The 12464-nt window shown below is 70.9% G+C and carries 12 protein-coding genes; 8 read left to right on the plus strand and 4 right to left on the minus strand.

Annotated elements, in window-relative coordinates; all coding sequences use genetic code 11:
• Positions 1-307: 307 nt before the first annotated feature.
• The 3 genes from HS99_RS01445 to HS99_RS01455 all read left to right on the plus strand — a co-directional run bounded on the left by HS99_RS01445 (position 308) and on the right by HS99_RS01455 (position 3619).
• Entirely contained in the window at positions 308-1402 is a 1095-nt protein-coding gene (locus HS99_RS01445) for a sugar ABC transporter substrate-binding protein (protein WP_050367018.1), read from the plus strand.
• 136 nt (positions 1403-1538) lie between these two features.
• Complete coding sequence (locus HS99_RS01450) at positions 1539-2327, plus strand: ATP-binding cassette domain-containing protein (protein ID WP_072655908.1); 789 nt, start codon at positions 1539-1541, stop codon at positions 2325-2327.
• A complete protein-coding gene (locus HS99_RS01455; protein ID WP_030558302.1) occupies positions 2324-3619 on the plus strand; it encodes a sugar ABC transporter permease in 1296 nt (431 codons plus the stop codon). The genes HS99_RS01450 and HS99_RS01455 overlap by 4 nt, the downstream gene beginning before the upstream one ends.
• 255 nt (positions 3620-3874) lie before the next feature.
• Here HS99_RS01455 and HS99_RS01460 read toward each other — a convergent pair whose 3' ends face one another.
• A complete protein-coding gene (locus HS99_RS01460; RefSeq protein WP_030558301.1) occupies positions 3875-4177 on the minus strand; it encodes an RICIN domain-containing protein in 303 nt (100 codons plus the stop codon).
• Between the two features lie 82 nt (positions 4178-4259).
• On the opposite strand from HS99_RS01460, the gene HS99_RS01465 reads away from it, so the two are divergent.
• The gene (locus tag HS99_RS01465) at positions 4260-4844 is read left to right on the plus strand and encodes a TetR/AcrR family transcriptional regulator (protein ID WP_030286034.1); all 585 of its coding nucleotides are present in this window, start codon (positions 4260-4262) and stop codon (positions 4842-4844) included.
• Between the two features lie 92 nt (positions 4845-4936).
• Positions 4937-5917: a zinc-binding dehydrogenase gene (locus HS99_RS01470; protein ID WP_030558299.1), complete on the plus strand. Its 981-nt coding sequence runs from the start codon at positions 4937-4939 to the stop codon at positions 5915-5917.
• Between the two features lie 298 nt (positions 5918-6215).
• Here the strand turns inward: HS99_RS01470 and HS99_RS01475 are convergent, their stop codons facing one another.
• Positions 6216-6674 (minus strand): SsgA family sporulation/cell division regulator, encoded by a 459-nt coding sequence (locus HS99_RS01475; protein WP_050367019.1) that lies wholly within the window; start codon positions 6672-6674, stop codon positions 6216-6218.
• A gap of 495 nt (positions 6675-7169) precedes the next feature.
• On the opposite strand from HS99_RS01475, the gene HS99_RS01480 reads away from it, so the two are divergent.
• The 3 genes from HS99_RS01480 to HS99_RS01485 all read left to right on the plus strand — a co-directional run bounded on the left by HS99_RS01480 (position 7170) and on the right by HS99_RS01485 (position 9951).
• Positions 7170-8492, plus strand: a complete 1323-nt coding sequence (locus tag HS99_RS01480; RefSeq protein WP_063737759.1) for a PucR family transcriptional regulator — start codon at positions 7170-7172, stop codon at positions 8490-8492.
• Positions 8493-8829: 337 nt separating this feature from the next.
• Positions 8830-8976 (plus strand): alpha/beta fold hydrolase, encoded by a 147-nt coding sequence (locus HS99_RS46080; protein WP_223886176.1) that lies wholly within the window; start codon positions 8830-8832, stop codon positions 8974-8976.
• Between the two features lie 111 nt (positions 8977-9087).
• Complete coding sequence (locus HS99_RS01485) at positions 9088-9951, plus strand: helix-turn-helix domain-containing protein (protein ID WP_079151509.1); 864 nt, start codon at positions 9088-9090, stop codon at positions 9949-9951.
• A 432-nt stretch (positions 9952-10383) separates the two neighbouring features.
• Here HS99_RS01485 and HS99_RS01490 read toward each other — a convergent pair whose 3' ends face one another.
• Together HS99_RS01490 and HS99_RS01495 are read right to left on the minus strand one after the other, a co-directional pair.
• Positions 10384-12198 (minus strand): FAD-dependent oxidoreductase, encoded by a 1815-nt coding sequence (locus tag HS99_RS01490; protein ID WP_030558142.1) that lies wholly within the window; start codon positions 12196-12198, stop codon positions 10384-10386.
• Positions 12198-12461, minus strand: a complete 264-nt coding sequence (locus HS99_RS01495) for a UBP-type zinc finger domain-containing protein (RefSeq protein WP_030286021.1) — start codon at positions 12459-12461, stop codon at positions 12198-12200. Before HS99_RS01495 ends, HS99_RS01490 begins: the two co-directional genes overlap by 1 nt.
• Positions 12462-12464 lie beyond the last annotated feature (3 nt).

A 12464-nucleotide genomic window follows, 5' to 3' on the forward strand; every position in this document is an offset into this window, starting at 1 on the left:
GGTCCGTGGCCCGTTGTCCGGGCCGATCCGCTCCCGCTTTCGCCCGGTCGCCGTTACCGAGGGTTCAACCTGCGTATACGCGTGTACACGACACCGTTTATCCGCGGGCAGCCTTGCCGGGCGGGTCGGTGTGCTGTCGGCCGGGCCGTCGATCTGCGGTCCTGTCGGCCGGATGCGTTCAGGAAGATAACGAAAAGGCACGCGATGGTCTCGTCTTGGATTTACTTCTTGACGTCCGCTGACGAAGGGGGGTTGACTCCCCCCAACTCCGCCGCACCGTTGCGGCGACGTCAGGGAGGCTCCTCACATGAACGCAACGATGCGTCGCGCCGTCATCGCCACCGCAGCCGTCTCGATGGCCCTTTCCATGGCCGCCTGTGGCAAGGCCGGCGGCGACAAGAAGGATTCCGCCGCCTCCGGCGACAACAAGTCCATCGGCCTGCTGCTGCCCGAGAACGCCTCCTCGGTGCGCTACGAGTCATTCGACAAGCCCTTCATCGAGGCCAAGGTCAAGTCCCTGTGTGCGGACTGCAAGGTGCTCTACAACAACGCCGAGGGCAGCGCCGCCAAGCAGAAGCAGCAGTTCGACACCCTGATCGCCCAGGGCGTCAAGGTGATCGTCCTGGACGCCTTCGACGCCACCTCGACCGAGAGCTGGGTCAAGGAGGCCGCCGCCAAGGGCGTCAAGGTCGTCGCCTACGACCGCCTGGCCACCGGCCCGGTCGCCGCCTACGCCTCCTTCGACAACGAGAAGGTCGGCGAACTCCAGGGCCAGGCCCTGCTCGACGCCCTCGGCCCCCAGGCCGCCGACGACAACATCGTCATGATCAACGGCGATGACGCGGACCCGAACGCCGGCCAGTTCAAGGCCGGTGCCCACAAGATCCTCGACGGCAAGGTGAAGAAGGTCGTCTACGAGCAGTCGGGCGAGTGGAAGCCCACCGTCGCCGGCCAGAAGATCGGCGCCGCGATCACCCAGCTCGGCAAGGACGGTTTCCAGGGCGTCTACTCCGCCAACGACGGCATGGCCGGCGCCATCATCACCCAGCTCCAGGGCGCTGGCATCAAGGTCCCCGTCGGCGGTCAGGACGCCGGTCTGGACGCCGTCCAGCGCATCGTCAACGGCGACCAGGCCTACACCATCTACAAGGCCTACAAGCCGCTCGCCGACAGCGCCGCCGAACTGGCCGTCGACCTGCTCCAGGGCAAGGACGTCAAGACCGTGGCCACCACCACCGTCGACAGCTCCACCGACAAGGGCATCCCGGCCAAGCTGCTCGACCCCAAGGTCGTCACCAAGGCCAACATCAAGGACACCGTCATCGCCGACGGCCTCTACAAGGTCTCCGACATCTGCACCGCGGACTACGCCGCCGCCTGCGCCGCCGCCGGCCTGAAGTAACACCGCCCGGGCGGTGCACCCCGTCTCCCCCGGAGGGAGCACCGTCCGCACGCCCTTTTTCGACGTTCACCCGCGCGGCGACGCGCGGGCCAGCCCGGCCGCCGACCACCATCACGGCGCGTACGGGAAGAAGGAGATGGTTCACGTGACAGGCGCACCCGTACTGGCGTTGCGCGGAGTCTCCAAGCGCTTCGGCGCCGTCCAGGCACTGACCGACGTGCATCTGGAGGTACACGCAGGCGAGGTCGTGGCCCTGGTGGGCGACAACGGCGCCGGAAAATCCACGCTGGTGAAGACCATCGCAGGTGTGCACCCCATCGACGAGGGAACGATCGAGTGGGAGGGCGAGGCGGTCTCCATCGCCCGCCCGCACGACGCCCAGGCCCTCGGCGTCGCCACCGTGTACCAGGACCTCGCGCTCTGCGACAACCTCGACGTGGTCGGCAACCTGTTCCTCGGCCGCGAGCTGAAGCGTTTCGGCACGCTCGACGAGGTCGCCATGGAGAAGCGGGCGCGCGAACTGCTCGACACCCTCTCCATCCGCATCCCGAGCGTGCGCATCCCCATCGCCGCCCTCTCCGGCGGCCAGCGCCAGGTGGTCGCCATCGCCCGCGCCCTCGTCGGCGATCCCAAGATCGTCATCCTGGACGAGCCCACCGCCGCCCTCGGCGTCGAGCAGACCGCCCAGGTCCTCGACCTCGTCGAGCGCCTGCGCGGCCGCGGCCTCGGCGTCATCCTGATCAGCCACAACATGGCCGACGTCAAGGCCGTCGCCGACACCGTCGCCGTCCTGCGTCTGGGTCGCAACAACGGCGTCTTCGAGGTGGCCGGCACCTCGCACGAGGAGATCATCTCCGCCATCACCGGCGCCACCGAGAACGCCGTCACCCGACGCCAGGCCCGACTCGCGGAGGAAGCGAAGTGACCACCGAACAGACCACCCCGGACGAGCCCGCAGCGGCCACTCCCGCCCCGGCCGAGCCCACTGCGTCCACGCCCGCGGTCGACCCCCGCCTGCTCGTCCGCGAGTCCGGCCTCGCCGGCTACCTCGCCGAGTTCAAGCAGAAGATGAAGAACGGCGACCTCGGCTCCGTACCCGTCGTCCTCGGCCTGATCCTCATCGGCGCCATCTTCCAGGGCATCACCGGGAACTTCCTCAACCCCGACAACCTCACCCACATCACCCAGTGGATCGCCGGCCCCGGACTGATCGCCGTCGGCATCGTCTTCGTACTCCTGCTCGGCGAGATCGACCTCTCCCTCGGATCCGTCGCCGGCGCCTCCGCCGCGATCGCCGCCGTCCTGTCCGCACGCTCCGGCTACAGCGAGTGGCTCTCCTGCCTCATCGCCGTCGCCGCCGCCCTCGCCATCGGCGCCCTCCAGGGCTTCTTCTTCGCCAAGATCGGCGTTCCGGCCTTCGTCGTCACCCTCGCCGGCCTGCTCGCCTGGAGCGGCCTGCAGGAGTACGTCCTCGGCGACAAGGGCACCGTCAACGTCGTCCACGACGGCGTCCTGGCCAACCTGGACAACTACTTCCTCGGCGACGGTGACATCGTCTACGCCTGGGGCCTCGCCGTCGTCGCCGTCGCGCTCTTCGCCGCCGGACAGTTCCTCGACGCCCGCCGCCGCACCGCCGCCGGCCTCACCGCGCGGCCCGTCAGCGAGATCGCGCTGCGCACCGGCGTGCTCGCCGTCGTCGCGCTGGCCGCCGCCTACATGCTCAACCAGGACCGCGGCCTGCCGCTGCCCGTGCTGGTCTTCCTGACCGTCGTGGTCGTCACCGACTTCGTCCTGCGCCGCACGAGCTACGGCCGGCAGATCTTCGCCGTCGGCGGCGGTGTGGAGGCGGCCCGGCGTGCGGGCATCAACGTCTCCTGGGTGCGGATCTCGGTCTTCATGATCTCCGCCGGCATGGCCGCCCTCGGCGGCCTCTTCTACGCCTCCCAGCAGGGCTCTGCCGACAAGATCCTCGGCGGCGGGAACGTCCTGATGAACTCCATCGCGGCGGCCGTCATCGGCGGCACCAGCCTCTTCGGCGGACGCGGCAAGACCTGGTCCGCTCTGCTGGGCATCCTGGTCATCCAGAGCATCACCACCGGCCTCGACATGGTCCACGTCAACCAGGCCATCCAGTACATGATCACCGGCGCCGTCCTGCTCGCCGCCGTCGTCCTGGACTCGGTCTCCCGCCGCACCCGCAAGACCGCTGCGCGCTGACGTTCCGTCGTCTGCTGTCTCCCGCCGGCCCGGTACCCGTCCCCACGGGCACCGGGCCGGCGTGTTGGTCTTCCGGAAGCCCGGAGCGTCGCCCATGAGTCGATGCACGACGGCGACGTCCTCGGCGGCGACGCGGGCCAAGAACACCGGCGGGGGCAAGCTCGCCGCGGGCGGCGGCACCGCGGCTGGTGGAGCGGGGCCGCTGGGCGGGACCCCGGGAGCGGCTGGGGGAGCCGCTCCCGGGGGCTGTTCGTCCTACGGCAGCTGCCACTGCTGGTTGCTGCCGCCGTTGCAGTCCCAGATCTCCAGCCGGGTGCCGTTGGCGGTGGCGAAGGCGGGGTCGTCGAGGCAGCGGCCGGACTGGGCGCTCTTCAGGGTGCCGTCGGGCTGGGGCGTCCACTGCTGGTTGGCACCGCCGTTGCAGTCCCAGAGCTCGACCGGGGTGCCGTTGGCGGTGGCGCCGCCGGTGACGTCGAGGCACTTGCCGCCGTGGGTGAGGGTGCCGTTGGTGCGGGTCCAGGTCTGCGCGGCACCGCCGTTGCAGTCCCAGAGCTGCACCGCGCTCTACTCGGAGGGGACGGCGGCTGCGGCGGGTGTGCGACCGGTTGTTCTTGAATGGTCGCTCATGTATGTTTACCCCATGCCCAGACCACGCGAGTTCGACCCCGAGACCGTCCTGAACCAGGCGATGCTGCGGTTCTGGGAGCGCGGGTACCGGGCCACGTCCATCGAGGATCTGGTGAAGGCCACGGGCGTGAAGCCGGGCAGCATCTACAGCGCGTTTCCCGGGGGCAAGCACGCCCTGTTCGTGAAGTCGCTGGAGCGCTACTCGAAGCTGGTCGTGCCCCGGAAGCTCGGGGAGCTGGAGGCGCCGGGCGCGTCGGTGGCGGAGGTCCGCGGCTACTTCGACGGGCTGGTGCGTGACCTGCTCAGCCCCGAAGGGCGGCAGGGATGCCTGCTGGTCAACACGGCGATCGAGAAGGCCGCCGAGGACGACGAGGCGGCTGCCGTCGTGCGGGGTCACCTGGCGCGCCTGGAGCGCTGCATGACCCGTGCCCTGGAGAACGCCGTCCGCCGGGGCGAGGTCAGGGCTTCGCTTGACGCGAGTGGCAGTGCCAAGCTGCTGGTCGCCACCTGCCAGGGGCTCATGGTCGTCGGCAAGGCCAATCCCGACGAGGCGGTTCTGCGGGCCATCGTCGACAACGCCTTCGCCGCACTCTCCTGACGGCGCAGGATCGAAGGAGTTCGGGCCACCGTGCGCGGTGGCCCTTTCGTCGGCCCGATAGTTGAATGACTACTAAAGAATGAGGTTCGGACATGAAGGCCATCGTCATATCCGCCCACGGCGGGCCCGAGGTACTCACGGTCACCGAATTGCCCGACCCGGTGGCCGCCACCGGCGAGGTCCTCGTCAGGGTCAAGGCCTTCGGCCTCAACCACGCCGAGGCCTACATGCGCAGCGGCGCCTGGGGACCGGTGGCAGCCGTCCCCGGGATCGAGTGCGCCGGCCTCGTCGAGGCCGACCCCTCGGGCGAACTCCCGGTCGGAACGAAGGTGGTGGCGATCCTCGGCGGCATGGGCAGGACCCGCAACGGCAGCTACGCGGAACTGGTGAGCGTCCCTGCAGCGAACGTGGTGGCCGTGAACTCGCCGCTGCCCTGGTCCGACCTGGCGGCGGTGCCGGAGGTGTACGCCACGGCGTACAGCGCCCTGCACGGCAACCTGGCCCTCGGGGTCGGGGAGACGTTGCTGGTCCGGGGTGCGACGTCCTCCCTCGGACAGGCCGCCGTCAACCTGGCCGCCCACCACGGTGCGACGGTGCTCGCCACCACCCGCCACTCGGCACACGCGCCCCTGCTCAAGGAACTCGGGGCCTCTGACGTGCTCGTCGACGACGGACGCCTTGCTGAGCAGGTCGAACGCCGGAGCCTCGCCGTCGACGCGCTGCTCGACATCGTCGGCAACACGGTGCTTCGCGACTCCCTGGCCGCGGTCGGGCCGCGCGGGCGGGTCTGCCAGGTCGGTTTCCTCGGCGGATTCGAGCCGGTGAAGGACTTCGACCCGATCGCCGACCTGCCCAGTGGCGTCCGGCTCAGCTTCTTCGGCAGCGCGTTCGTGCTGGGAACCCCGGCCTTCCCCCTCTCGGACGTCCCGCTGGACGAGATCTACGCCCAGGTCGAGGCGGGCTACCTTCGGGCCCGCCCCACCAGGGTCTTCCGATTCGAAGAGATCGTCGAAGCCCACCGGGTGATGGAGTCCGGCCGGGCCCTGGGGAAGATGGTCGTCACCCTGGACTGACCCTCTTCGCCGGACCCGTGGTTCCCGGCCGGCCCGCGGGTCGCCGGCCGGCCGGGCGGAGGCCACACCCGCGGCACGGAGGGCGTTCGGGTCCGTAAGCCCTCGTCTCCCCGGTTCCGGCACGTTCCGTTCCTATGGGTGCTGACGGTGTGCGGGGACACCACGAGCACGTCGGCAGCCGACCGGTTGCCGACTCGACGACGCCGAGGCCGGGTCCCGTCCGCGTCACTGTTCCCGGCTCCAGAGGGTACGCCGTGGGTGGTCGGCCGCTTCACCGGAGGTGGTGGCGGGGCGGGCGTCAGCCGGCGGGGCGTGGCAGTTCGGCGTCCCAGTCGATTGCGTCGGCTTCGGTGCCCCGGGGGACGAGGGCGAAGACTTCCCGGCGGAGCCAGCGGCGCACCTGACGCGACGGGAGGTCGACCAGGACGGCGTCGTCGCGGTTGCGGAGCATGACGCGCAGGGCCGTCCGGCCGTGGCAGGTGCAAGGGGGCCAGATCCGGACGTCGCCGAGACCGGCGGGCCGCTGCAGCCCCTCCCAGAGGAGGTCGCGGGAGAACTCCCAGACACCTCCTTCGGTGGCCTGCCCGAGGAACTCGAGCGCGACGACGAACGGGTCGTCGCTGCGGTAGCCCAGGTGCACGGGGACGCCGAGCGACTCGTGTTCCCCCAGGACGAGTCGGGCGTCGAGGCGGATCTCGGTGCTCGTGACCTCCGGACGGGGCTGGGAGGAATTGGGCAGCGACTGGTGGGCGGGCATGGACTCTCCTGGGGCGGTGTCGGGGCGGGTGTCGGTGCCGGCGCACGGAGGGCGGGGCCGTGTGGGCGCGGCGCGGTGGTCTCGCCCCGGGCCCTGGGAGCTGCCGTGGACCAGGAGAGGCGGATTCGGCACCCAGGCTAGGAAGGGATGCCGCCGGGGATGTTCCGGTGGTGCACCAAGACGTGACGGTCCGTGCACCGTTCGGCCGCCGCACCGGGCGGAAGGTGGGCCCGCTCAGGCCGTTCCCGTTCTCCGGGGGCCGGTGGGCCCGGTGCCACACCGGTCCTCGTGTTCTCGTCCCAACGGTTCGAACTCCCTTGAACAGTAAGACGTTTCGCCTTGCCCGCGGGTGCGGGCGCGGCCTCCCGCGCGGAGCGGGCCCTGCTCGGCAAGAGCACCGTCCGGCCGGACGGAGCCATCGGAACCACGGTTTGTTGAATATTTGTCCACCTCCTTCCGCTCCTTGTATGAATGGCGCCCGGGAGGCTTTTGATCATGAAGAAGTGGATCCAGCGCGCTCGTCCGGGAGGCGAGGCGGTCCAGTCGTTGGTGGACGCCCTGGCGGAAGTGCTGGGTCGTTCCGTCGTCCTCGACGACCCGCTGGTGCGGATGATCTGCACCAGCCGGCACTTCGGTGACGAGGACCGGGTGCGCGTCCGCACCTTGCTGCAGGGCGTCGCCGACGACGAGCCCATCCGCTACGTGCTGTCGCAGGGCGTCGCCGGGTGGGCCCGCCCGGGGGTGATTCCGGGGCGCGACGACCTGGGGCTGCAGCCCCGCTACTGCGTGCCGATCCGGGAGCGGGGGCACATGCTGGGCATCCTCATGGTCGTGGCGGCCGGGGAGCCCCTCACGGCGGCCGAGATCGAGGCCATCGACGTAACGGCCAGCGCCGTGGCGGCCGAACTGTACGAGGAGCAGCTGGCCTCGAACGTCGAGGAGGAGCAGGTCCGCCGGCTGGTGAACCAGCTCGTCGGCACGAACTCCGCGCAGCGCTGCGAGGCGCACCGGCGCCTGGTGGACGACGACCTGCTGCCGACCGGCCCCTACGTCGTGGTCACCAGCGTGGCGGTCCCGGGGCAGCGGGAGGCGTCCGGCCAGGTCGCCGTGGCGCTGCGCGGGGCGCTGGAACCGTTCCGGCAGACCCGGGCGGCCCGCGGTCTGCTGGCGATCGAGCAGGACCGGGCCGTCCTGGTGCAAGTCTTCGAACGGGAGCCCGCGGAGGACGAGCTCGACCAGCAGTGCCGGGCCGTGGTCGGCTCGCTGAGGACCTTCCTGGGGCGGGAGGCGGCCACGGTGGTGGGCGTGGGCGGGCGCCAGACCGCGCTCTCCCGCGCATGGACCTCGTACGACCAGGCCCGGGTGGCGGCCCGGGCGGCCCGCCGGCTGCCCCAGCTGGGAGGCATCGGTGACTGGGAGCGGCTCGGGGAGTACGCCGTGTTCCTCCAGTTGCCCGAGGACGTGCTCAACGACTCGCTGGTGCCGCAGCCGCTGAAGCGCCTGCTGAAGGGCGGCGGCAACGCCCGGCTGGAGGAGACCTTGCGCTGCTTCCTGGAGAACGCCGGTTCGGTGCCGAGGACTGCGGAAATCCTGGAGATCCACCGCACCTCCTTGTACTACCGGCTGCGGCAGATCCAGGAGATCACGGGCCTGGACTTGGACAACGGCGCGAACCGGCTCGTCCTTCACATGGGGCTGCGGCTGTGGGACCTGCTCCGAGCCTCCCGGGACGCCCTCCCGCCAGCGGTCCGAGCCGCCTCCGGGCGGCCGGGCCGCGGCGCTACCGAGCGAGGAAGCCCCGTTGCTACAGAGGGATGAAGCCCCGTCGGGTAATCCCTACGTCGGGCGGTCGTCAACGAGGTCCGTGCACGGCCAGACTCGTCACCACGAGCTGCCACTCGCCAAAGACCTGCCGGTTTCGGACTTCCTGACCCCAGGAGCCAATACGAACGGACAAGGACGAGCACCATGCACGAACTGATCACCAACGGCGGTGTGCGCTTGAGCTACCGCGACAGCGGCGGCGACGGAGTCCCGCTGGTGCTGCTCCACGGCTGGGGGCAGACGCAGGGCATGTTCCGCCACCAGTACGAGGCACGACGTCCTCGACCGCATCGACGTACCGACCCTGGTGCTCGGTTGCGAGGGCGGCCACGTGGACCCCGTCTCCCAGCGCTTCATCGCCGAGCGGATCCCCGGTGCCCGCCTTCACGTGTTCCCGGCGAGCATCGCCGGCTCGCACTTCCCGGCCCTGGAGAACCCCGGCGAGTTCAACGCCGTCGTGGAGGACTTCCTCTCCTGAACGCCCCTCGCCGGCGGCGACGCCGCCACTGACCGCCGCGAGCCCCTGCACCAGCACAGAGCCACTCATCACCGGTCGGAGCCTCCCGTGAGCCAGTCGGGTCCCTCACCCATGCCCGTTACCCCCGAGCCCGAAGCCGAAGTGCACCAGCTCGACCAGGCCGCCCGTGAGGGCGGCGACGGATGCATCGACATCCTCTCCCCGCCGCCCGGAACCGATCCCGAGGACTGCCTCCACGTCGCCCTGCACGTCCACGGCGCGGCCTCCGTCCGGCGCGGCGGGGCCAGCACCGTCCTGGCCCCCGGAGACCTGCTGATCAGCGCCACTCCGCACCCGGCGGGCCTGCTGCAGGACTCCGAGTGCCGCATGCTCCTCTTCCGCGTCCCCTGCTTCTACCTGGGCGTCCGGCAGAGCGATGTCCGGCGCGCGGGCGGGTTGGTGGCGCGGGGGAACGAGGGGACCGGCTCGCTCGCCTCCCAGTTCCTCCGCACGCTCGCCGCCCAGGCGCGGGCCCACCGGGCCCGGCCGGGCAACCACCTCGCGCGCAGCGTCTCCGACATCGTCGCCGTCCTGGTGGCCGAGCTGCTCGACCGGGAGGACCCGGAACACCCCACCGGCGCGGCCGAGTTGCTGTCCCGGATCCGCGCCCACATCGAGGAGAACCTCGCCGACCCGGACCTCTCGCCCGAATCGATCGCCCGCTCGCAGCACATCTCGGTGCGCTATCTCCACAAGCTCTTCCAGCAGGACGGGACGACCGTGGGCCAGTGGGTGCGGCGACGCCGGCTGGACGCCTGCCGCCGGGAGCTGGAGCGCCCGTCCCGTCGGCAGGCCAGCGTGTCCGCCGTCGCGCACCGCTGGGGCTTCGTCAGCCACTCCCACTTCAGCCGGGCGTTCCGCGAGGCCTTCGGCGTCTCGCCCCGCGAGTGGCAGGCCTACGCCACCCGGACCGAGGGCCACAACCCTGCCTCCTGACCCCCCCACCCGGTGCCATCCGAAAGGCCGCCATGCCCCCCACCAGGCCCACCGTCGTGCTCGTCCACGACGGCTGTTCGGACGCGACCAGCTGGTTCGGCGTCATCGCCGAAACCGCCAGGGTCGGGCGGGACCCGGCCGGGAAGGCAGCTTCCGGGCGAAGAGGCCGGAGCCGATGAACGACGAGACGGTCGTCACGGGCGCGGTCCAGGACGCGGTTCCCGGGCGCCGCCCGTCCGAGCGGGCCGGAAGTGGTTCGTGCCTCGGCCCCGGACTCAACGCCCCGGTCCGAGCGGCACTACCGGACCTGATCAACCGGATGGCCGCCGCCGTCCAGCTCGCGCACCGGCGTCGTCCCGGCCCCTGTGGGAGCTCAGGCGGCCTCTCGTGCCCGTGGCCGCCGCCGCGGTGGCGTTGGACGGGTGCCGTTCGTCACGCGAGCCATGCGGACTCCTTGTGACGTATGCGGGGGGAGACGTCCGAGTGGCCCGCGACAGCCGGCGTGCCCGTGGTGCCGGGTACGGCCGAATGCCCCAGGTGCCGGTGCACGAAGTGGATGGCCATCGCGCCCTCACCGGCCGCGGAGGCCACCCGCTTCACCGAGCCGCTACGGACGTCCCCTACCGCGAAGACCCCGGGCAGGCTGGCCTCCAGGGTCATGCACGAGCGCCCGCGGCCGTGCCACACCTCGGGGTGGGCGCAGGCTTCCTGGGCCTCCGACCCGGTGAGGACGAAGCCGCGGGAGTCGAGGGCGACGATGCCGGCGAGCCACTCGGTGTGGGGGTCGGCTCCGGTGAAGATGAACAGGCTCCGTACCGCGAGCCGGCGGTGGCCGCCCGTGCGGTTGTCGACCACGTCGAGCTCCTCCAGCACTTCCTGGCCGATGACCTCGGTGACCTCGGTGTGCAGCATGACTTCCACCCGCGGATGGCGCGCGACCTGGTCGACCAGGTAGCGGGACATGTTGGCCTCGAGGCTGGCTCCGCGGACCAGCAGGTGCACCTTCGGCGCGTACCCGGCGAGGAACAGCACCGCCTGGCCCGCCGAGTTGCCTCCGCCGACGACGGCCACCGGGTCGGTGAGGCACTGCTGGGCCTCGTAGACGGTCGCCGAGTAGTGCACGCTCGTTCCCTCCAGGCGTTCGATACCGGGCACCTGGAGCCGGCGGTAGCGGGCACCCATGGCCAGGACGACGGCGCGGGCGGCGAGCTCGCTGCCGTCGGCGAACGCCACGACATAGTGGTCGTCGTCCTTGGGATGGAGACCGGTCGCCTCCGCCGGGATGCTGATCCTGGCGCCGAACTTGTCGGCCTGGAGCACGGCGCGTTCGGTGAGTTCGGCGCCGGAGATTCCGGATGGGAAGCCGAGCAGATTCTCGATGCGGGACGACGTGCCGGCCTGGCCGCCGGTGGCCATCGCCTCCACCACCGTGGTGCTCAGGCCCTCGGAGGCGGCGTACACCGCGGCAGCGAGGCCGGCGGGTCCGGAGCCGACGATGAGGACGTCGCCGTGCCGGTTTCCGGCGGGTAGTGACGGCAGGCCGATGAGCCGGGCCAGTTCCGCATTGCTGGGGTTGCGCAACAGGGTGGTGTCCCGCCAGATGACGAGTGGTGTCTCCGCCGGGCCGACGCCGAAGCGGCGCAGCAGCTCCTCGGCCTCCACGTCGGTCTCCAGGTCGATCCAGCGGTGCGGCAGCCGGTTGCGGACGGCGAACTCGCGTAGCCGTCTGGTGTCGGGCGAGTAGCGCGAGCCGATGATGCGGAAGCCGGCGCCCTGGCTGACGAGCAGCGCGCGACGGCACAGACAGGCGCGCAGCACGATGTCCCCGATGGTGGAGTCCTGGGCCACCAGGTGGCGCAACTGGTCCAAGGAGACCACAAGGACCTCGCCCGGCCCCCTGGCGACAGCGGTGTAGAAGGCCACTTGTCCGTACAGCAGGCCGAGTTCGCCGATGAAGCGACCGGGGCCGTGCATGCGCAGCACGTGCTCCTCGGGAGTGCCGTAGTCCTCGACGACGGCGACGGTACCGCTGAGGACGACGTAAAACGTCTCGCAGCGCTCCCCCTCCCGGATCAGCACGTCGTTCGGAGCCATGGTCCGGCGTTGCCCGTGCTCCGCCAGACGTGCTGTCTGGTCCTCCGTGAGGCGCGGATACGCGCCGTAGGTGTCCGGGGTCTCCCAGAAGGCAGCCTCGTCCGCTTTCTCCAGCACCGGCTTCTCGCCCGGCAGCGACTGGTCGCCGGACATCAGACGAACGCCTCGTGGACGAAGCACCAGCGCCATTCCTCGCCGGGCTGGAACGACTGCACGATCGGATGGGCGACGACAGCTGCGTGCCTGCGCGCGTGCTTGTTCGGCGAGGAGTCGCAGCAGCCGACGTGCCCACAGGTCAGGCAGAGCCTCAGGTGGACCCACGGGGAGCCGAGCATCAGGCACTCCTGACACCCTTCTGGGGTCAGCGGCTGGACCGGCCGGACGAGCGCGAGGTGGGGGTCTGCATGCAGGGTCATCCG

The sequence above is a fragment of the Kitasatospora aureofaciens genome, from assembly GCF_001188955.3.
Taxonomy (GTDB): Bacteria; Actinomycetota; Actinomycetes; order Streptomycetales; family Streptomycetaceae; genus Kitasatospora; species Kitasatospora aureofaciens.

What these genes read in the sequence shown, in the direction of transcription:
- HS99_RS01445 (WP_050367018.1), top strand. Translation starts at nt 308, where the DNA reads ATGAACGCAACGATGCGTCGCGCCGTCATCGCCACCGCAGCCGTCTCG.
- HS99_RS01470 (WP_030558299.1), top strand. Translation starts at nt 4,937, where the DNA reads ATGAAGGCCATCGTCATATCCGCCCACGGCGGGCCCGAGGTACTCACG.
- HS99_RS01485 (WP_079151509.1), top strand. Translation starts at nt 9,088, where the DNA reads ATGCCCGTTACCCCCGAGCCCGAAGCCGAAGTGCACCAGCTCGACCAG.
- HS99_RS01495 (WP_030286021.1), bottom strand. Translation starts at nt 12,461, where the DNA reads ATGACCCTGCATGCAGACCCCCACCTCGCGCTCGTCCGGCCGGTCCAG.
- HS99_RS01450 (WP_072655908.1), top strand. Translation starts at nt 1,539, where the DNA reads ATGGTTCACGTGACAGGCGCACCCGTACTGGCGTTGCGCGGAGTCTCC.
- HS99_RS01475 (WP_050367019.1), bottom strand. Translation starts at nt 6,674, where the DNA reads ATGCCCGCCCACCAGTCGCTGCCCAATTCCTCCCAGCCCCGTCCGGAG.
- HS99_RS01480 (WP_063737759.1), top strand. Translation starts at nt 7,170, where the DNA reads ATGAAGAAGTGGATCCAGCGCGCTCGTCCGGGAGGCGAGGCGGTCCAG.
- HS99_RS01465 (WP_030286034.1), top strand. Translation starts at nt 4,260, where the DNA reads ATGCCCAGACCACGCGAGTTCGACCCCGAGACCGTCCTGAACCAGGCG.
- HS99_RS01490 (WP_030558142.1), bottom strand. Translation starts at nt 12,198, where the DNA reads ATGTCCGGCGACCAGTCGCTGCCGGGCGAGAAGCCGGTGCTGGAGAAA.